Source organism: Alcanivorax jadensis T9, assembly GCF_000756655.1.
Classification (GTDB): domain Bacteria; phylum Pseudomonadota; class Gammaproteobacteria; order Pseudomonadales; family Alcanivoracaceae; genus Alcanivorax; species Alcanivorax jadensis.
In genome coordinates this window covers 64,236-84,533 of record NZ_ARXU01000005.1, presented here as the reverse complement: position 1 = coordinate 84,533, position 20,298 = coordinate 64,236, and the positions used below count along the sequence as shown (strand labels likewise).

Annotated in this window: 14 protein-coding genes and 1 tRNA gene; 5 read left to right on the top strand and 10 right to left on the bottom strand. The window is 58.8% G+C overall.

Translation table 11 applies throughout. The features are described 5' to 3' along the window. Nucleotides 1-109 precede the first annotated feature (109 nt). Nucleotides 110-346 carry a YheU family protein gene (locus tag T9A_RS08505; protein ID WP_035247064.1) on the top strand — a complete coding sequence of 79 codons (237 nt, stop codon included), beginning with the start codon at nt 110-112 and terminating at the stop codon, nt 344-346. A 154-nt stretch (nt 347-500) separates the two neighbouring features. Here the strand turns inward: T9A_RS08505 and T9A_RS08500 are convergent, their stop codons facing one another. The 5 genes from T9A_RS08500 to smc all read right to left on the bottom strand — a co-directional run bounded on the left by T9A_RS08500 (nt 501) and on the right by smc (nt 8,858). Continuing rightward, nucleotides 501-929, bottom strand: a complete 429-nt coding sequence (locus tag T9A_RS08500) for a hypothetical protein (protein ID WP_035247061.1) — start codon at nt 927-929, stop codon at nt 501-503. Nucleotides 930-1,191: 262 nt separating this feature from the next. Next, entirely contained in the window at nt 1,192-1,773 is a 582-nt protein-coding gene (locus T9A_RS08495; protein ID WP_035247058.1) for a transglycosylase SLT domain-containing protein, read from the bottom strand. Further along, a complete protein-coding gene (gene ligA / locus T9A_RS08490) occupies nt 1,770-4,106 on the bottom strand; it encodes an NAD-dependent DNA ligase LigA (RefSeq protein ID WP_052042686.1) in 2,337 nt (778 codons plus the stop codon). Before ligA ends, T9A_RS08495 begins: the two co-directional genes overlap by 4 nt. A gap of 272 nt (nt 4,107-4,378) precedes the next feature. After that, nucleotides 4,379-5,302, bottom strand: coding sequence for a cell division protein ZipA (gene zipA / locus T9A_RS08485; protein WP_035247055.1), 924 nt, complete (start codon nt 5,300-5,302; stop codon nt 4,379-4,381). Nucleotides 5,303-5,360: 58 nt separating this feature from the next. Next, nucleotides 5,361-8,858 carry a chromosome segregation protein SMC gene (gene smc / locus T9A_RS08480; protein ID WP_035247053.1) on the bottom strand — a complete coding sequence of 1,166 codons (3,498 nt, stop codon included), beginning with the start codon at nt 8,856-8,858 and terminating at the stop codon, nt 5,361-5,363. A 491-nt stretch (nt 8,859-9,349) separates the two neighbouring features. Between smc and cysZ the strand changes: the two genes are divergently transcribed. Then, nucleotides 9,350-10,126 (top strand): sulfate transporter CysZ, encoded by a 777-nt coding sequence (gene cysZ, locus T9A_RS08475; protein WP_035247050.1) that lies wholly within the window; start codon nt 9,350-9,352, stop codon nt 10,124-10,126. 147 nt (nt 10,127-10,273) lie between these two features. Here the strand turns inward: cysZ and uvrB are convergent, their stop codons facing one another. Beyond that, entirely contained in the window at nt 10,274-12,292 is a 2,019-nt protein-coding gene (uvrB, locus tag T9A_RS08470; RefSeq protein WP_035247047.1) for an excinuclease ABC subunit UvrB, read from the bottom strand. A 553-nt stretch (nt 12,293-12,845) separates the two neighbouring features. On the opposite strand from uvrB, the gene T9A_RS08465 reads away from it, so the two are divergent. The 3 genes from T9A_RS08465 (at nt 12,846) to T9A_RS08455 (ending at nt 15,519) form a co-directional block, all read left to right on the top strand. Further along, on the top strand, nt 12,846-14,036 hold the full coding sequence (locus T9A_RS08465) for a pyridoxal phosphate-dependent aminotransferase (RefSeq protein ID WP_035247044.1): 1,191 nt from the start codon (nt 12,846-12,848) through the stop codon (nt 14,034-14,036). A 68-nt stretch (nt 14,037-14,104) separates the two neighbouring features. Beyond that, nucleotides 14,105-14,180: transfer RNA gene (locus T9A_RS08460), tRNA-Asn, on the top strand. A gap of 439 nt (nt 14,181-14,619) precedes the next feature. After that, complete coding sequence (locus tag T9A_RS08455) at nt 14,620-15,519, top strand: glycosyltransferase family 2 protein (protein WP_084573444.1); 900 nt, start codon at nt 14,620-14,622, stop codon at nt 15,517-15,519. Between the two features lie 47 nt (nt 15,520-15,566). On the opposite strand, the gene T9A_RS08450 is transcribed toward T9A_RS08455, so the two are convergent. The 4 genes from T9A_RS08450 to T9A_RS08435 form a co-directional block, all read right to left on the bottom strand. Beyond that, nucleotides 15,567-16,382 carry a sulfotransferase family protein gene (locus T9A_RS08450; RefSeq protein ID WP_156964874.1) on the bottom strand — a complete coding sequence of 272 codons (816 nt, stop codon included), beginning with the start codon at nt 16,380-16,382 and terminating at the stop codon, nt 15,567-15,569. Between the two features lie 108 nt (nt 16,383-16,490). Then, on the bottom strand, nt 16,491-17,504 hold the full coding sequence (gene galE / locus T9A_RS08445; RefSeq protein WP_035247035.1) for a UDP-glucose 4-epimerase GalE: 1,014 nt from the start codon (nt 17,502-17,504) through the stop codon (nt 16,491-16,493). A gap of 173 nt (nt 17,505-17,677) precedes the next feature. Beyond that, complete coding sequence (locus T9A_RS08440; RefSeq protein ID WP_232222047.1) at nt 17,678-19,522, bottom strand: polysaccharide biosynthesis protein; 1,845 nt, start codon at nt 19,520-19,522, stop codon at nt 17,678-17,680. A 217-nt stretch (nt 19,523-19,739) separates the two neighbouring features. After that, the gene (locus T9A_RS08435; RefSeq protein ID WP_332248863.1) at nt 19,740-20,297 is read right to left on the bottom strand and encodes a sugar transferase; all 558 of its coding nucleotides are present in this window, start codon (nt 20,295-20,297) and stop codon (nt 19,740-19,742) included. Between the last annotated feature and the right edge of the window lies 1 nt (nt 20,298).

Below are 20,298 nucleotides of genomic sequence, written 5' to 3'. Positions count from 1 at the left end.
CCGTAGGAGCGGCGCTTGAGCCGCGAAGGCCTTGGGAATCTTACCCCAACGCCTTCGCGGCTCAAGCGCCGCTCCTACAGAGTAAACGCCTCAGCCACATTGGAGTCTTATGCCCATCATCGTCCCCTGGAAAGACCTGCCCGCAGACACCCTCACCAACCTGATCGAAGAGTTCGTCACCCGAGACGGCACCGATTACGGCGACCAGGAGATCCCCACTGCCACCAAGGTGGAACAGGTCCGCAATCAGCTAAAGAAACAGGAAGCGTTTGTGGTATTCGATGAGGTCACGGAGAGCGTGTCGGTGATGGGGAAGGAACAAACAAGAGACGTAATTGATAATTGAGAATGGATAATTGATAACTGCGCGATGCAGGCTAGCGAGTAACTGAAAGGCAAGAGGCCGCGCTCAAGTGATGGGCGCGGCCTCTTGCCTTTCAGTTTAAACTCCACGTTTTCCGCGACGTTATCAATTATCCATTCTCAATTATCAACTGCCCTCAAGCAATCGCCCCTTCCCGCGCCCACTCACAGCGCACTCTCAGGGGCGCCTCGGAAGGTTCGTGGCACACCTCCGCGCTGTCCCAGACGAAGGTATGGAAGCCGGACAGCTCGGTTTCCAGGTGTACCACCGCATTCACCCAGTACATGTTCTTGAGCAGGGATTCGAACTTGGCGATCCAGTGCTCCCATTCGTACTCCACCGCCCGGTAGGACATGCCAAAGTGGATCACCTGGGTCTGGAAGGTGCCGCCCATCAGGTCATCACCGGGCACAGAGAACATTTCCCGGCACAGGAATGGCCATTCATCGGCCTGAGGAAGTTGCCGGACAGCCCTACGGTTATGAAAACAGTGCGCCTTGCGCTCCTGGATGGAGCCAAACGGCAGATGTTTGATACACCCGTAAACGATGGATTCGTTATCCAAGCTGCCCCCTACTGCATGATTGCTAGCGGCACTTTAGCAAAACCCCGCCATTTTGTGCGCAACAGGACACCAAAACCTGCACCAGGTCCCACGTATACCGTTGGAGCTTTGCTCGCAAAGCGAAGAGGCGAACCTCCGTATACCTGACGGTTTCGCTTTGCGAGCAAAGCTCCAACGGTGGCCACCGCCTGAAATGAAAAACCATGCCACCCCGCAGGAAACGTAGGGGGATGATTAGCCGCAGGCGTAATCCACATTTTCCCTACCGCCCGCAGCCGTTCATCTGCTGTTGATAGCGGTTGGCTGTATTGGCGGTGCGCTGTGCCGCGCCCTTCATCCATTTATTGTTTTTCCAGGTACCACGGGCATAGCCGCCGTGGCCGGCATAATAGTTGAGATATAGATTATAGGTGTCGTTGCGGGCGACGCCGTTTTTTCTATGGCTCTGGTAGTGGTACCAGCCCACAAAACGCACCGCGTCCTTGAACTTGTTGCGTTTGGCCCCGTGACGGCCAGTGTCATCCTGGTACCACTGCCAGGTGGAATCCAGAGCCTGAGGGTAACCATAGGCGGAGGACGGTCGCTTCCAGGGGATAAACCCCAGCAGCTTGGTGCGGGGCGGCTTGGCCCGGGCCTGAAACCCGGACTCCTTGTAGATTGTCGCCATCAACACAGGAACCGGCACGCCGTATTCCTTTTCCGTGTTCTTGGCGTACTTGTACCAGTTGTTGAACCAGCCACCCCGCTGGTCAAACACCGCGCAGACATTGTCTGTCTGGGTGGGTGTGCCAGCACAGCCACCCAGAAGAAGTGTCGCCAGCAGCAGGGTCAGGCCAATTCTCATAAAGCTCCCGGATCAATGCCGTGTTGTTCGAATACGGACAGTAGCGCGGCCTCATCACAGACCTCAACCCCCAGGGACTCCGCCTTGGCAAGCTTGGAGCCAGCGGCAGCGCCGGCCACTACCATGGATGTATTCTTCGACACCGAACCGGACACTTTGGCTCCCAACTGCTGCAAGCCCTGCTTTGCCTGGTCACGGGTGAATTGTTCCAGCGTCCCGGTAAGCACCCAGGTCTGCCCTTCCAGGGGGCGACTTTCCGCCTGGGCCGGTGCACGGGCGGCAAGCTCGGCCACCATGGCTTCGGCGTCCTGCAACCGGGCCAGCCAGCCGTTATCCGCCAATGCCTTGGCCAGCTGCGTCATCACACCGGAGCGCACGCCTTTAGGTTCTGCACCGGCCCCTTCCGCGGCCCCCGCACTCAGCTCTGCAACGGTGCGATAATGGTTGCCCAGAGTTTCCAGTGACTTGTCACCGATACCCTCAAGGTTCATGCCCAGCCGCTTGGCGGATTTCAGTAACTGCGCCAATGTCAGGCTGTTCACAAAAGCCGCTGACGGTTCACCACTGGACTGCGGGTTCACCCCGGCGGCCAGCAGCCCATCAATCACCGCCTCGTTATCGGCTTCGGCAAAGAAGGCACCAATGGCCTTGGCCACTTCCATGCCCACATCCGGCACCGCCAGCAGCAATAACAGCGGGGCTCGACGAATCGTGTCCAGGTCGCCAAAACAATCCGCCAGGCTTTTCGCCGTTTCCTCACCAATCTGCAAAATGCCGAGGGCAAACAGGAAACGCCCAAGTGCCACCGACTTGGAATCCTCCAGCGCGGCGATCAGGTTATCGGCGGACTTTTCCCCCATGCGCTCAAGACCCGCCACCTGCTCCGACTGTAACCGGTACAGATCGGCCACGGTGGAAATGAGTTCCTGATCCACCAGGGCATCCACCAGCTTGTCGCCCAGGCCATCGATATCCATGGCCCGGCGCGAGGCAAAATGCTTGATCGCCTCACGTTGCTGGGCACCGCAGATCAGGCCACCGGTACAACGGGCCACCACCTGGTCATCACCACGCAGAATCTCACTGCCGCACACCGGGCAGCTCGGCGGCAGGGAAATATTCTGTGCCTCCGCCGGGCGCCGTTCCGGCAACGCCCGCACCACCTTGGGAATCACATCCCCGGCCCGGTACACCACCACGGTATCGCCGATGCGGATATCCAGCCGCTGGATTTCATCGATGTTGTGCAGGGTGGCATTACTCACCGTGACCCCGCCCACCTGCACTGGCTCCAGCCGCGCCACCGGGGTCAGGGCACCGGTTCGCCCCACCTGCCAGTCCACGCCGTTGAGTACAGTAAGCTCTTCCTGGGCAGGAAACTTGTGGGCGATGGCCCAGCGCGGCGCCCGGCTGACAAAGCCCAGGTCCCGCTGCCAGTCGAACCGATTGACCTTGTAGACCACCCCATCGATGTCGTAACCGAGGCGGTCACGCTTTTCCAGAATACCGTGGTAGAAATCCAGCAATGCCTCGACCCCTGCACACACACGCACTTCCGGATTGACCCGCAGGTTCCAGCTGCGCAGGGCATCGAGCATGTCTGAATGGGTAGCCGGTTCGGGCACGCCTTCCAGTTGCGCCATGGAATAGGCGTAGAACTCCAGCGGCCGGCTGGCAGTGATCCGCGAATCCAGTTGTCGCAGGCTGCCGGCAGCGGCATTGCGGGGGTTGGCGAAGACCTTCTGCTCCGCTTCCTCCTGACGGGCATTCAACGCCGCAAAGCCCTCATGGGGCATCACGACTTCGCCCCGTACCTCAAGCCGCGACGGCACCTTGTCACCCCGTAGGGTCAAAGGCACAGAACGGATGGTGCGGGCATTAACGGTGATATTCTCGCCGGTCTGGCCATCGCCACGAGTTGCCGCCCGAGCCAGTTCGCCGTCCAGGTACAACAGGGAAATCGCCAGCCCGTCCAGCTTGGGCTCGGCCACATAATCCACGGCGTCCGACACATCCAGTCGCTCACGCACTCGCTTGTCGAAGGCACGCAACTCGTCATCATCAAAGGCGTTGTCCAGGCTGAGCATGGGCACTTCGTGCTGCACCTGATCGAACGCCTCCAACGGCACATCCCCCACCCGCTGGGTGGGGGAATCCGCAGACACCAACGACGGATGCGCCGCCTCCAGGGCCTGCAATTCCCGATAAATACGATCGTACTCCGCATCCGGCACGGCCGGATCATCAAGAACGTAATAGCGATAGGACCAGTCGTTAAGCTGGTCGCGGAGGTGTTGGGCTTTCTGAATGATGTCTTGGGAAGGCTGGCTCACGGGACGGGGATTTCCTGTGTCTTAATCTTCTTTAGGGGGCTGCTTGAGACGCGAACCGGCGCTGTATCGGTGTTGTCTTCTTTCCACCGGTTCGCGCCTCAAGCGGCGCTCCTACGGTGCCGAAATAGATGTAGGGTGCACTGAGCCTAGGCGAACTGCACCAATCAAAGGCCGGAACGGTGCAGTTCGCGTAGGCTCAGTACACCCTACGCTCCAGCCCCAACGGTGCCGCTTTTCCTCGCAGCTAGCAGCTCGAAGCTAGTCGCTGCTTTTTACGCACTAGGCACTCGCTGACGACGTTCGAATTCCTGCACCCGCTGGCGTAAATGCTCCATGGTCTGCGGGGTCAGCACGCTGTGCTGTTCGTCTTTCAGGTCACCATCCAGCTCACTGGCCAGGCGGCGGCAGATGGACAGCATCTTGTCCAGCGCACCCAGAGCGTCCGTGGCACCCGGCAGTTTCAGGAAGAAGGTCACACCGGCAAAGGTCTTTTCTTCCATGGTGTCTAGGTCGAAGGTGCCCGGCTCTACCGCATTGGCCATGGAAAACTGCAGCTCATCGCGCCCATCCAGAGCCACATGCCGATGGAAGATGTTCATCTGCCCGTAACGTAGGCCGGATTCCAGCAGCAATCGCAGCAGATGGTTACCGGCAAAGGGCGCTCCACGCTGGGCGATCAGGTGCACCACGATCACTTCCAGCACCGGCTGGGGTTCACGGTGGCGTTCCGTCTTTCTTTCCGGCTGTCGCTCAGCCGGTTTCTTCTCGGCAGCCCGTTGCTCCACTACCGGTTTCGGCGGCTCGCGGGGCGGTTCCGGTTGTTTCGGCGGTTCCCGGTATGCTGTGGGCTCGTCCACCGGCTCGGGCTCCCTGTCACCGTCGAACAGGTTCTGCTGTTCGGCAGTGGGGATCTCCTCGGTAACGGCTTCGTCCGGCTCCATCATGGTGGGCGGCGCGTCAGCCCGCTCCTGCGAGTCCATTTCCATGGCCCGACGTACCACACGGGCGGTACCGATCAACTCCGGGTTGTAATCGCTTTTCTCGGGTTCGTCTTCCTGAGCATCCCGGTAACGCGGGTCGATACGCATACGCAGCCGACCCTGCCGTTCCTTGATCATGCGACGGACACCGTCCGCCAGGATCAGCAGGATCAGAATAACCAGAATGCCAATCAATGTTTCCAGATTCAGGCCCATTGCCTCATCTTCCTTGCTTGCGCTGAAGTGCCACCATTACGGACAGCACCGGATTGCCTTACATAGCCGCCATTTCGGCAGCTTCTTCCACATCGACCGATACCAGACGGGACACACCAGGCTCATGCATGGTGACCCCCATCAGGGTAGCAGCCATCTCCATCGCAATCTTGTTATGAGTAATGTAGATGAATTGTACTTTTGCGGACATTTCCGACACCAGGTTACAGAAACGCCCCACGTTCGCATCGTCCAGCGGCGCATCTACCTCATCGAGCAGACAGAACGGCGCCGGGTTGAGCTGGAAGATACTGAATACCAGGGACAGAGCGGTCAGAGCCTTCTCCCCCCCTGACAACAGGTGAATGGTGCTGTTCCGCTTGCCCGGGGGCCGCGCCATGATCGTCACACCGGTATCCAGCAGGTCGTCGCCGGTAAGCTCCAGATAGGCATGACCGCCGCCGAACACCTTGGGAAACAGTTCCTGCAGGCCACGGTTGATGCGGTCGAAGTATTCCTTGAAGCGCGCCCGGGTTTCCCGGTCGATCTTGCGGATGGCGTTTTCCAGGGTGTTGAGCGCGTCTTCCAGGTCCGCGTTCTGGCTGTCCAGGTAGTTCTTGCGCTCGGACTGCTGTTGGTATTCGTCGATGGCCGCCAGGTTGATCTGGCCCAGCCGTGAAATACGCTGGCCGATCATGTCCATTTCCCGCGCCCACTCCTGCTCGTTGGCTTCCTCGGGCAGGTTTTCCAGCACAGTGTCCAGATCGAAGTTGTGCTCACCCAGCTGCTCGGCCACGGTCTGACGGCGGGTGGTCAGGTCCTGCCACTGCATCCGCTTCTGATCCATGGTGCTGCGGATTTCCTGGGCCTGGCGCTCGAACTGACCGCGCTGGCCTTCCAGGTTGCGCATCTCGTGGTCCACCGCGTCCAGTTCACGGCGGGCCTCGGTGAGCTTGTGTTCTGCTTCCAGGCGCACTTCCAGTTTTTCTTCCAGCTGCATCTGCAGCTCGGTGCCCGGCTCGTCGCCCTCGTTGGTCTGCTCTTCCAGCAGCGCCTTGCGCTCGGCCAGGGCCTGCACCTGGGATTCCAGACGGCTCAGGTTCTGGCGCAGGGAATCCGCCTGGGTGCGGGCACCCTGCACTTCCATGGCCAGATGATGGGACTGGTCACGGGCATGGCGGGCTTTCTGGCGCGCCTCATCCAGACGCAGGCGCAGCTCATCGCGGCGGGACAGCAAGGCTTCCCGCTGGCCGCTGTCGGCCTCCATGGCGTCCAGCGCTTCTGCCAGCACACCCCGAGCCTCTTTCATCTGTTCCTGTTCCTGGGCGTGCTGCTCATTGGCTTCTTCCAATTCACGGCCCAGACGCTCACGGCGCATGGTGATCTGCTCCAGGCGCACCTGGCGGGCGCTGACCTGGGCATTGATCTCACCCAGCTCCCGGTTGATGCGGCTGGCCTGGCGCTGCACGTCTTCGCGCTCTTCTTCCAGTTCGCCGATCTGTTCCCGAGTGCTGTCCAGTTGTTCTTTCAGGTCGTCCACGGTGGCCTGAAGGGTCTCGATCTCGCCCTCCAGTTGCTCCAGCTCCCGACGGCGCTCGAGAATACCGGCTTCCTGATCTTCCTCTTTGGCCACTTTCAGCCAGTCCGGGCCCAGACAGATACCGTCACGGGTGACCACTGATTCGTAGGCGTCCAGTTGGCCACGCAGGGCCAGGGCCGCATTCAGATCATCCGCCACATAAACGCCGGCCAGCAGACCTTCCGGCACCTGGCCCTGAACATGATCTCGGAGCAGTTTGCCCTTGCTACCTGAGCCCTTCACCGAGGCCGGGCTGAACAGGGCCAGGCGGCCATGGGACAAATCGCCCAGCCAGTCGCTGACCTGATCCAGGCCGCTGATCGCCACCGCCTGGATGCTGTCACCCAGCACTGCTTCCAGGGCCTTTTCCCAGCCTTCATCGACCTGTACCTGATCGGCCAGGCGCGGCTCTGCATCCAGCTCGTGACGGTTGAGCCAGTCACTCACCGCCCCGTCATCGCCCATGGCGGCTTTCTGCAAGGCTTCCAGAGAGGTGCGACGGCCCTTCAGGGTCTGCAGCTTCTCGCGGGCCTCGTCCAGCTGACGGCCCCGTTCGCCGTTTTCCCGGCGCATGCGGTTGATGTCTTCCTGCAGGGATTCGCTGCGCAGTTCGTTTTCTTCCGACTGGCCGCGATACTGCTCCACCTGTTCTTCCAGCTGGCGCATTTCCTGGGCCAGCGGGCCGGAATCCAGGGATTCCTGTTCTTTCTTGAGGCGCTCAATCCGCTCTTTCAGGCGATCCTGGGATTTTTCCAGATGCTGAATGCGGGACTGCTCGACCTCGGCCTGGCGGCGGGATTCCCCGGACTGACCGTTGAATTCCTCCCACTCCTGCTGCCAGTTCTGCATGGTCTCTTCGGCCAGGGCCAACGCCTCGGCGGACGCTTCCTGCTGCTCGCTGATCAGCTCCAGCTCCGGCTCACGCTCGGCCAGAATGGCATCCAGTTCCGCCACTTTCTCGCTGTCTACCCGCAGGTGTTCATCGGATTCCTGCCAGCTCGCCTTGATCTGGTCCAGCTCTTCATAAAGCTGCTGCTTGCGCTCACGCTGGTGTTGGATGCTCTGTTCCAGCCGGGCCACTTCCGCGCCCAGGGCATAGAAGTGCTGCTGCACCTGGTTGAAGTGTTCCTGCACCTCGTGGTGTTTGTCGCGCAGGCGCTCTACCTCCGCATCCACATGGCGTTGCTCGGCGATCTTGGCTTCCATGGACACATCCAGCTCGCCGATCACGTGATCGAGCTGCTTGACTTGGCCATCCAGCCCCTTCCAGCGCAGGGCCTTGAGCTGTGCACCCTTGAGGCGCTCCTCTTCCTTGTACTGCTTGTACTTTTCCGCCGCGCTGGCCTGACGACTGAGGCGCTCCAGCTGACGTTCCAGTTCGTCACGGATATCAGTGAGTCGCTCCAGGTTTTCCCGGGTGCGGCGGATGCGGTTTTCGGTCTCGCGGCGGCGCGCCTTGTACTTGGAAATCCCCGCCGCTTCTTCGATGTAAACCCGCAGCTCTTCCGGCTTCGCCTCGATCAGCCGGGAAATCATCCCCTGCTCGATAATCGCGTAGCTGCGCGGGCCCAGGCCGGTGCCCAGGAAGATGTCGGAAATGTCCTTGCGCCGGCACTTGGTGCCGTTGAGGAAATAGTTGGACTGGCCGTCGCGGGTGACCTGGCGCTTTACCGAGATCTCGTTGAACTTGCCGTATTCGCCAGTGACAGTGGCATCGGAGTTATCAAAGATCAGCTCAATGGAGGCCTGAGCCACGGGCTTGCGGGCATTGGAGCCATTGAAGATCACGTCCGCCATGGACTCACCACGCAGGTGTTTGGCGGAAGACTCCCCCATCACCCAGCGGACCGCATCAATGATATTGGACTTCCCACACCCGTTGGGCCCCACCACGGCGGTGAGATTCTCCGGGAAATTGGTGGTGGTAGGGTCCACAAAGGATTTGAACCCGGCCAGTTTTATGGATTTCAGTCGCATAGTGTCTGCTTAACTCGGGCCAACAGGCCAAAAATTGGGCGAAAACAAGGATTTTCGCCGCCCCCTGAAGCGATTTCGGTGCACCGTGGGCATTAAAGTGGGTAAGTCTAGCGGCAACCCGAGCTGAATTCATCAGCCGCAACGCCCTGTTTACAATATGGCCAAGAATGCCGGGCCCCTCCGGGCGCCAGAGTGCACGGCAATATTCCCATCGGCGGGCGATTCGCCATGCAAGCATGGGCTCCTACAGGGGCGAGCGCGAATTGAAAACAACTGCAAAAGCCCGCATCAAGTCACACAGGCTGCCAGCCCTTTCCACCAAGCCACCGTTGGAGCCTTGCTGACTAGGCGGACGCCTTGATTCGGAACCCTTCGCCTTGCGAGCAAGGCTCCAACGGTCAAGGGGCGGGGTGGGCTTGCCAACGGGGGGCTTTCCCTTTTTGCTGTCTGCTTGTAGCTTGTAGCTGCTTTCTCACAGCCAAGGATTTGCCGTGTCTCAAGTTGCCGATGCCATCAGCTACCTCAAACGCAGTGTCACCCTGGCAAAAAGCCGGGAGCTGCGGACCTATGTGATCATTCCTCTGATCTTCAACATCCTGGTCTTCGGCGGCCTGTACTGGCTCAGCGGCAGCTGGATCGCCGGCTGGATCGCTGCGGCCACGGCCGATTGGGCACTAACCGGCTCATTGAGCTTCCTCAACGGGGCCCTGCACTTCCTGGTCGACGCCGCCATTCTGCTGGTCTGGGTCCTGCTGCTGGCGCTGTTTGCCAGCGTCTTCTCCATCGGCGTGCAGTTGATCGCCGCTCCCTTCATGGGCTTTCTGGCGGAAAAGGTAGACATCCAGGCCACCGGCCACCCCATGCCGGACGAATCCATCCCGGCCATGATCCTGCGTACTTTCAAGCGCGAACTGCGCAAGACCTGGTACTGGCTGTGGCGGGCAGTGTTGATTCTGTTTGTGGTGCTGGTGGTCTACTTCATCCCGGTAGTGAACGTGTTCGCCTCGGCAATCTGGTTTCTGTGGTCCGGCTGGCTGCTGGCCATGCAGTACATCGACTTCGGCGCCGATAACCGCCAGGTGCCCTTCGAGGTGATGCTGGAGCGCCTGAAAACCAAACGCTGGCTGGTACTCACCTTCGGCGCCGTAGTCATGGGCCTGACCATGCTGCCGCTGGTGAACCTGTTCATCATGCCGGTGGCGGTGATCGCGGGGACGCTGATCTGGGTGGAGGAATTGGCACCGCAAGGCAACAACGAAACCGCGTAGGAGCACCGCTTGAGGTGCGAACCTTGCGTAGCAAGGAAATCGGCCGCAGGGCGATCAGGAATATACCTAATCGCCAGCCCCATCTTTCCTCGCCTAGGCTCGGATTCGCGCCTCAAGCGGCGCTCCTACAGCGGCCTTGTAGAAACGTTAGCGCATAAAGCCCAGCTCGCGGAGCTGGTGAATCCGGTCCCGTGTGGCCGCCGCGTCTTCGAACTCCAGGTTCTTGGCGTGCTCCATCATCTTGTTTTCCAGGGCCTTGATCTCGCGGGCCACTTCCGCCGGGGACATGGCTTCGTATTTGGACGGTGACTCGGCCACCTTCTTGCCCTTGTCACCCTTGTATTTGCGGTCGAAACGGCTGCCGCCGCTGTCGTCCATGATGTCGCGAACCTTCTTGTTGAGCTTCTGCGGCGTGATGCCGTGCTCCTTATTGAAGGCTTCCTGCTTCTCGCGGCGTCGATTGGTCTCGTCGATGGCCCGTTCCATGGAACCGGTCATCTTGTCGGCATAGAGAATGGCGCGGCCATCCACGTTTCGCGCCGCCCGGCCAATGGTCTGAATAAGCGAGCGATCCGAGCGCAGGAAGCCCTCCTTATCCGCATCGAGAATGGCCACCAGTGCCACCTCGGGCATATCCAGGCCCTCGCGCAGCAGGTTGATGCCAACCAGCACGTCGAATTTGCCCAGCCGCAGGTCGCGGATAATCTCTACCCGCTCCACCGTATCGATGTCCGAGTGCAGATAACGCACCTTGATGCCGTGCTCGTTCAGGTACTCGGTCAGATCCTCGGCCATACGCTTGGTGAGCGTGGTAACCAGCACCCGCTGTTCCTTGGCGATGGCCTCCTTGGCCTCGCCCAGCAAGTCGTCCACCTGGGTAATCGCCGGGCGGATTTCGATCTGCGGGTCCACCAGCCCGGTGGGCCGCACCACCTGCTCCACCACCTGGCCCGCGTATTTCGCCTCGTAGGGGCCCGGCGTGGCCGACACGAACACCATCTGCGGCGCCAACCGCTCCCATTCTTCAAATTTGAGGGGGCGGTTATCCATGGCCGAAGGCAACCGGAACCCGAAGCTCACCAGGGTTTCCTTGCGCGAACGGTCGCCCTTGTACATGGCACCCAGCTGGGGAATGGTCACGTGGGACTCATCCGCGATCAGCAGGGCATTTTCCGGCAGGTAATCGAACAGGGTGGGCGGCGCATCCCCCGGCGCCCGGCCGGAGAACAGCCGGGAATAGTTCTCCACCCCGTTGCAGTAACCCAACTCCTGCAGCATCTCGATGTCGAAGCGAGTGCGCTGCTCCAGCCGCTGGGCTTCCACCAGCTTGTTCTGTTCCTTGAGCTCCGCCAGCCGTTCAGTGAGCTCTTCCTTGATCATCTCGATGGCCTTCAGCACGGTCGCCCGGGGCGTCACGTAATGGCTCTTGGGGTAAACGGTGATACGCCCTACCCGCTTGAGCACCTCGCCGGTGAGCGGATCGAAGATGCTGATGGTTTCCACCTCGTCATCGAACAGCTCGATGCGAACCGCCTCTTTTTCCTCTTCCGCCGGAAAAATATCGATCACATCACCCCGCACCCGGTAGGTGGCACGGCGGAAATCCATCTCGTTGCGGGTGTACTGCAGCTCCGCCAGTCGGCGCAGCAGCTCGCGTTGGTCGATACGATCACCACGCACCAGGTGCAACACCATGGCGTGGTAGCTGGCCGGGTCACCCAGGCCGTAAATGGCGGACACCGTGGCCACGATGATGGTGTCCGGCCGCTCCAAAATGGCCTTGGTGGCAGACAGGCGCATCTGCTCGATCTGCTCATTCACCGAGGCATCTTTCTCGATGAAGGTGTCGGAGCTCGGCACATAGGCTTCCGGCTGGTAGTAGTCGTAGTAGGAAACGAAGTACTCCACGGCGTTCTCCGGGAAGAACTCCTTGAACTCCCCGTACAACTGGGCCGCCAGCGTCTTGTTGGGCGCCATGATGATGGTGGGCCGCCCGGTCTGCTCGATCACGTTGGCCATGGTGAAGGTCTTGCCGGACCCGGTTACCCCCAGCAGGGTCTGGTGGCCCAGGCCATCGTCGATCCCTTCGATCAACTGGGCGATGGCCTTTGGCTGGTCACCGGCGGGCTGGTAATCGGAATGAAGCTTGAAAAGGCTTTCGGACATGGAGATATCCTGGTGACTACCCTCCCGAGCCAGGAAGGCAGCAAAATCATGGTTTTAAAATCGGCAAATAGTGTAGCAGAGCCGGCGTGAATGCGCGGTGGAATAACAACGCCAGAAACACCGGATTTCCCCGTGGGAGATTCAGCTTGCTGAACGAATCGGTGCCGAGACCTTGTAGGAACGGAGCGTAGCGGAGTAACGCACGTAGTTCCGTGCGGCCCCAAGGGTGAGCGTAGCGAATAATTCCTCTCGAGGGACGAACCGCGCGCAGCGCGAAACACCCATAGGGCGAAGGTGGCGGATGATGGCAGAGTGTTGGGGCAGTATTGACCCGACCTTTCCTCGCTAAAGCTCGGATTCGTCCCCTGGAAGGGAACTCCTACAGCGGCTCGTTAGAGAGCTCGTGCCCAGCAAGGCGCGCTTTGGTTGAGCGCCCCACCCCTGCTGCCTCACAAGGAAATACGGGACATTCCCGTCCATATCCGCTAAAATTCCGGGCCCTTTCTGCGCCAAAAGCGCAGCCAATACGACTCTTTAGACGAATGAGGAGTGCATGTCCGATATCAGCCTTTCCGACCGCGTACAACGCATCAAGCCGTCTCCTACCCTGGCCATCACCGCGAAAGCCGGTGAACTTCGTGCACAGGGAAAAGACATTATTGGGCTGGGTGCTGGTGAGCCGGATTTCGATACCCCGGATCATATCAAACAAGCCGCCATTGAAGCGATCAACGCCGGCAAGACCAAATATACCCCGGTAGACGGCACTCCCGGCCTGAAAAAGGCCATCATCGACAAGTTCAAGCGCGACAACAGCCTGGACTACGAGCCCAACCAGATCCTGGTATCCAGCGGCGGCAAGCAGTCCTTCTTCAACATGGCCCTGGCCCTGCTGAACGACGGCGACGAAGCCATCATCCCCGCCCCCTACTGGGTCAGCTACCCGGATATGGTGCTGGTTGCCGGCGGCGTTCCCAAGGTCCTCGAAACCGACGTGAACAGCCGCTTCAAGATCACCCCGGAACAGCTGGAAGCGGCGATCACGCCGAAAACCCGCCTGTTCGTGATCAACAGCCCATCCAACCCCTCCGGCATGGCGTATTCCGTGGAAGAGCTGGCGGCCCTGGGTGAAGTGCTGAAAAAGCACCCGGACATCATCATCGCCACCGATGACATGTACGAGCACATCCTGTGGACCGGCAAGCCGTTCGTGAACATCGTCAACGCCTGCCCGGAGCTGTACGACCGCACCGTGGTAATGAACGGCGTCTCCAAGGCCTACTCCATGACCGGCTGGCGCATCGGCTATGCCGGCGGCCCGCAGAAGCTGATCGCTGCCATGAAGAAGGTCCAGTCCCAGTCCACTTCCAACCCGGCCTCCATCAGCCAGGCCGCGGCAGAAGCCGCGCTGGCCGGCGACCAGGGTTGCGTGGACGAGATGGTCAAAGCGTTCAAAGAACGCCACGACTACCTGACCGCGGCACTGGATGCCCTGCCCGGCGTGAAATGCGCCCAGGGTGACGGCACCTTCTATGCCTTCCCTGACTTCTCCGAAGCAATTGCCAACCTGGACGGCGTGGAATCCGACACCGACCTGGCCGCCCTGCTGCTGGAAACCGCGGAAGTGGCGCTGGTACCGGGTTCTGCCTTCGGCGCGCCCGGCTGCATGCGCCTGTCCTTCGCCGTTGGTATGGACACGCTGAAAGAAGCCATGCGTCGCATTGAGCAAGCATTGGCTAAATAAGCAACAAACGCGCCTCCGGGGTGTTGACGACCCCGGAAGGCGTCACTAATATACGCGCCTCAAGACATTCCGCCTTAGCTCAGTTGGTAGAGCAAATGACTGTTAATCATTGGGTCGCTGGTTCGAGCCCAGCAGGCGGAGCCAAATAGAAAGGGCCTACCCATCGGGTAGGCCCTTTTTCTTTGCCCAATGATTGGTCGCCCTGCGGTCGACAGTTAATCATTGGCAAATTCAGTTGAATCCGCCTAGTTCGAGCCCAGCAGGCGGAGCCAAACAAGAGAAGCTCGGCATCGCAAGATTCCGGGCTTTTTCTTTGTTCAATGATTGGTTGCCCTGCGGTCAACAGTTAATCATTGGCAAATTCAATTGAATTCGCCTAGTTCGAGCCCAGCAGGCGGCCTTACCAAAGTGCCTCGCCACCAGCCGCCTTGTCACCTGAATCCATGTTAGGTCGTCTCCGACTTCAAAGGAGAGGAGGATTTATCCCTGAAGAACAGGTGAAGGCCAATTTCGCCCCTGCTAAACTATCCTGACTTCTCCTGGCTGCCGACGACTCAATACTGAACCGTCTCACCAGCCCCACATGCTGGACAAGAAAACCTGTATGGATGCAACCACTCCGAAAATCTCCGTCATCATTCCAATCTTTCAGCATTGGGAACTGACAGAGGGGCTCTTCAAGGCACTGGACCAGCAGACCCAATCCAAGAGCCACTGGGAGTGCTTTATCGTCGATAACGGTTCTGACGTCGTGCCTTCAGAGGACAGTCTGCCGAGCTTCATAACTCTGCTTGAATGCGATACGCCGGGCTCCTATGCCGCCAGGAACAAGGCGCTTAAACATGCCAAAGGCGAATTACTGGTCTTCACAGACGCAGACTGCCAACCTGATCCGCAATGGCTGGAACGGATCTGGAGTACCTACCAACGCCAATCATCGCCTGCCCTGATTGCTGGCGGCGTTACCGTTAAAAAATTCTTGCCTGGAAAACTAAATCCCGTAGAAGTCTACGACATCGCCATGGGGCTGCCACAGGATCGCTATACACAGCGTGGATTTGCCGTCACAGCGAATCTGTCAATTCCCAGATTGGCCTTTGATCGCGTGGGCAACTTTGATGAAAAACGTTATTCCGGGGGTGACATGGATTTCTGCTTGAGAAGCAAAAAAGCAGGCATTCCGCTGGTCTACATCCCTGAGGCAAACGTCAATCATCCTGCCAGGGACAGCTGGGACGCTCTGACGTGCAAGATGAAACGGGTAAAGGGAGGGCAACTGCTTTGCGGCACAGGAAAGCAGAAAAGGTCTTACATCATCAAAACGCTTGTCCCGCCAATTTCTCGTGCCTGGTATGCAGCAACGACCCATAAAACCAACCTGCCACAGAAGTGGACAACACTGTGGATGCTCGGTGCACTATGGCTGCTGGAAATAAAGATCACTTTTAAAATCCTAGCAACCGGAGAGAAAGAACGACGCTAGTGAGCGAACAAAAAAGAGAACAGGTCTAGGCAAGCAGCCTCTTGATATTAAACTCCTAGCAATTCTTCCGACTCATAGCCAAGCTGTTCGGGAAGCGTTCCCAATCGCTGCAAAATTTTTCGAGCCTCCTCCCGGCTGAAAACCTTTTTCCAGCCTCCATCATTGGGCCTAATCGGCTGAGCCACCTGCTCCTGCCTGACCTTCATATTTTCTGGCTGTCGTACGTGGTCATAGATAGAACCTCTGCCCTCAAGCATGCCATCACTGTATTCAATACCCAGAAAACCGGAGACCTCGCGCAGAACCTCGGCAGGTGTGCGCGTTAATTCCTCATAGCGGACCAGCATGACATTTTCGTGCGCATTGATTCGCAAGGCCTCTTCGTTGTCCATCATCCAGCGGGTGACCGCGTAATCAAGGTCGTTAAACCGCTTGTGCAGGGAAGCTATATTGTCCAGGGGGTTCCTTAACATGACCACAAAACGGTTATTGGGCACCACTTTTTGAACTGCGTCATAGCTGTGAATATGCTTGGGGGTCTTTTCCAGGACACACTGGCAGCCCAGTGACTCTGCAAAATACTGCCATTCATTGGCCACGGCACTCATCCCGAACAGGGAATACTTCCCCGGGAGCATGACCCCGGTTTCGCGTCCAAGCCCCATCACATCCGGATGATTGCCCAGCTTTGCCGCCATCAACGTGGTACCACTATGACCACAACCGACGACAAAGAAAAATGACACCTCATTAACAACCGGCGTGTAAAACAAGGACGGAATAGCGTTATAAAACCGCACTATGGAGTGCACGCAAAAATAGGCGAAACTGACCTTATGATACAGGCGACCCTTGATAATCACTTTGCACCCCAAAAATTAATTCCCGATGCCCCCCGGGCAAAAAATGTAGGACGGTTTTTTAACAACTGAAGGTCTCGCAACACGGTCCCAGCCAACAATAAGAGGCCATCACACATAACCTTCAGGGTTCTGTTCCTGCCAGCGCCAATGATCTTCACACATCTCTTCAATGCCTCGACGGGCTTGCCATCCTATTAATTGAAGGGCATGTGAGGGGTCAGCATAACAACTTGCCACATCACCGGGACGTCGCTCGACCACCTCATAGTGCACCTCACGACCGGAAACCGAAGCGAATGCCTTCACCATTTCCAAAACGCTGTAGCCCCGGCCCGTACCCAGATTGGTGGTCATCAAGCCCCCCTTAGCCGCCAGATGCTCCAGCGCTTTCAGGTGCCCCTCTGCCAAATCCATCACGTGAATATAGTCCCGTACCCCGGTGCCGTCTGGCGTCGGATAATCACCGCCGAAGATACTGAGTTTGTCGCGCTTGCCTACGGCCACTTGGGCGATAAAGGGCATCAGGTTGCTGGGCATGCCGCTGGGGTCTTCGCCAATTCGCCCGCTGCCATGGGCACCAACCGGGTTGAAATAGCGCAGGATAGCGAGGTTCCAACTCTCATCGGACCGGTGAAGATCACGCAGCATATCCTCGATGTGCAGCTTGGTGGCACCGTAGGGGTTGGTCGCAGATAGGGGAAAATCCTCACGGATCGGCACCGAGGCCGGATCTCCGTACACCGTAGCCGAAGAACTGAACACCAGAGTCTTCACCCCGGCGCGGTCCATTGCCTCCAGCAAACAAAGGCTGCCCGACACATTACAGTCGTAATACCGCAACGGCTGCGCCACTGACTCGCCCACCGCTTTCAGGCCGGCAAAGTGGATCACCGCGTTCACCGGATACTCGGCAAATAACCGATCCAGCAAAGCGGCATCGCGAATATCCCCTTCAATCAACGTGACGCTGCGACCGGTGAGCGCCTCGACACGACGCAGCGATTCGCGGCTGCTGTTACTGAAGTTATCGAGGACCAACACCTCATAGCCCGCTTCCAGGAGCAACAAGGTGGTATGGGAACCGATATAGCCGGCACCGCCCGTGACAAGAATATGTTTCAAAACCCTCGTCCTCTCTTTGCAGGTGTGAAATTGACGAACCACAGCTTCATGTAAGCCTGGCCAGCATTATCGCGTATTCGCTACTGATCTGCATGAAGACAGCAGCACCCAGGTAGCAAGACGCGCTAGAGAAGCCGATTACGCAAAACATGGAATAACATTATTGATGGCAACTAGCTCTTCTCCATACCGGGTAACACCCGGGTCTGCAGAGTTTCCGGTGCCTTGTCACCACTAGTGCCTGGCTGGAACCCCGAGACATACAGGCACAGCAGCTCCTGAATCAGATCCCCGTCCCAGGCATCCAACGCCTCTCGGAAACGGGTCAGCGCCTGCTGGAGTTCGTCCCAATCCAGGGATTCCTCAGACGCCTGCATGATCATCTCGTGTTCCGTATGGACACTGCACTCGCCAATCAGCAGCTCTTCATAGAGCTTTTCGCCGGGGCGCAGTCCGGTAAAGGCAATGGCAATATCCCCATCGGGATTGCCGTCATCCTGCACGGTGAGTCCCATCAGATGGATCATGGTGGTGGCCAGATCAAGAATTCGCACCGGCTCTCCCATGTCCAGCACGAACACTTCACCGCCTTTGCCCATGGCGCCGGCCTGGATCACCAGCTGGGAGGCTTCGGGAATTGTCATGAAATAGCGGATCACATCCGGGTGGGTCACCGTCACCGGCCCACCCTTTAGGATCTGCTCACGGAACAGCGGCACCACGGAACCGGAAGAGCCCAGCACATTGCCGAATCGCACCATGGTGAAGATGGTCTTTTCGCTTTTCTCCGCCATGCCTTGGAGCACCAATTCGGCGAAGCGCTTGGTCGCTCCCATGATATTAGTGGGGCGAACTGCCTTGTCTGTGGAGACCAGAATAAAATGCTGCACCCCGGCGGCCTCAGCCCCCTGGGCCGTTGCCAGCGTCCCCAGGATATTGTTCCTGACCCCTGCCACCGGATTTTCTTCCACAATGGGCACATGCTTGTAGGCAGCAGCGTGATACACCGTATCGATGCCATAGTGACGACAAAGACGCTCAATGTGATCGCGATTGACGACCGAGCCCAGCTCCGCCACCACCTGGACCGGGAGCTCTTCGGTCTCTGCAGCATCCTTCAACTCCCGCTCAATCGCGTAGAGGCTGAATTCGCTCTGCTCGAACAACACCAGCCGGGTGGGCTCCAGCGCCATAATCTGGCGACACAGCTCACTGCCGATGGAACCGCCAGCACCCGTTACCAGCACCTGTTTGCCACTGATACAACGATGCAAAATATCCTGCTGTGGCGGGACTGGATCCCGACCCAGCAGGTCCTCTATGGCAACATCCCGCAACTCCTCCAGCCGCGCCCGGCCACTGGCCATGTCGTTGAAGGTGGGCACGGTCTGCACTCGAACGTTGAGGGTTTCCAGCCAGCGGACAATTTCCATCTTGCGCGCCCGACTCACGGAAGGAACCGCCAGCAACACCGCCGAGACACGCTCCCGTCGCGCCGCCTTCTCCAGGCCCGCCCGGTCCACCACCGGCACCCCGGCAATCAGTGCACCCTGCTTGCTGGGAGAGTCGTCTACCACCAGCGCAGGGAAAAATTCCGCACTGGAACGCAGCCCGGCAACCAGCTGGGCCCCGGCATCACCGGCGCCGAAAATCGCCACAGGCTGGCGATCATAGGCACTGCCCAGCACGCTTAGCAGGAAACGGCGCACCAGGAAACGACTGCCGGCCAGATACAGCAGCGCCAACGCGCCCCAAATCACAAATACCGACCGCGGCACCTCGATGGCCTGAGCCATGTAGGAGGTGGCTGCCAAGGCCAACATGCTGGCACCAATGGCATAGAGCACCGACCAGGCCACTTCCGCCCCTAAATAACGGACAACGGACTTGTAGAATCCGGAGACAAACAGAATTGGAATGGTAATGGCAGGCGCCGCCAGCAGAATCCATGGATCCTTGATCGGCGGTGCAAAGTCGCTATACCTCAGGGCATAGGCCCCCCATACCAGCACTGGCATGGCCAGGATGTCCATCCCGATCATTATGCAACGTTTAGCAAAACGAGAGAGAGTGACAAGCCTGTGAGCAGAGGGATAAAGCAGCTTTCTCGACATCAGTGTCCTGTTTTCAGTGTTGTCCTGAGCCGGTCACCGCCAAAGACGTCGACCCACCCAACCTGCCGGGGTTATAGCGCATCCGCCACATTGCCAGCCTGCATAATCCCCGAACGATGCCTTAGGATTTCTTGGCCGCGTCACCGCTGCCCGACCCAGTCACGGTCATGACAATGTACTTGAAATAAGCCACCACCGTCAGGCTATCCAGCATCTTCCGGTCAGTTTCGGCCAGCAATTTCGGGGTGGACATATCAATACCAGTCACCTGGGCCAGCCCGGTAATCCCCGGCCTGGCCGCATAGACATTCAGGCGGCTTCGCTCCGCTGTCAACTCTTCCTGATTGAACAGCCCGGGCCGGGGCCCCACCAGACTCATCTCGCCCTTGAGCACATTCCACAGCTGGGGCAACTCATCCAGCTTGGTCTTGCGCATGAAATGGCCCAACGAGGTAATGGCCGACGCATCCGCCAGATGAGAGGCCACCGATGCGGTATCCGGGCGCATGGTACGGAACTTCACCAGGGTAAACGGCTTCTGATGACGGCCCACCCGTTCCTGACGAAACAGCGGGGAACCGGTATCGAAATACCCCAACACCAGCAGGACCAGAAACACCGGAAACCCCAGCACCAGCCCGACCAGCGAAAACACGAGATCCAGAAGTCTGATCACCACG

Coding starts and splice junctions, on each gene's coding strand:
- T9A_RS08505 (WP_035247064.1), top strand. CDS start 110: ATGCCCATCATCGTCCCCTGGAAAGACCTGCCCGCAGACACCCTCACC.
- T9A_RS08495 (WP_035247058.1), bottom strand. CDS start 1,773: ATGAGAATTGGCCTGACCCTGCTGCTGGCGACACTTCTTCTGGGTGGC.
- zipA (WP_035247055.1), bottom strand. CDS start 5,302: ATGGGCCTGAATCTGGAAACATTGATTGGCATTCTGGTTATTCTGATC.
- smc (WP_035247053.1), bottom strand. CDS start 8,858: ATGCGACTGAAATCCATAAAACTGGCCGGGTTCAAATCCTTTGTGGAC.
- uvrB (WP_035247047.1), bottom strand. CDS start 12,292: ATGTCCGAAAGCCTTTTCAAGCTTCATTCCGATTACCAGCCCGCCGGT.
- T9A_RS08465 (WP_035247044.1), top strand. CDS start 12,846: ATGTCCGATATCAGCCTTTCCGACCGCGTACAACGCATCAAGCCGTCT.
- T9A_RS08455 (WP_084573444.1), top strand. CDS start 14,620: ATGCTGGACAAGAAAACCTGTATGGATGCAACCACTCCGAAAATCTCC.
- T9A_RS08440 (WP_232222047.1), bottom strand. CDS start 19,522: ATGCCAGTGCTGGTATGGGGGGCCTATGCCCTGAGGTATAGCGACTTT.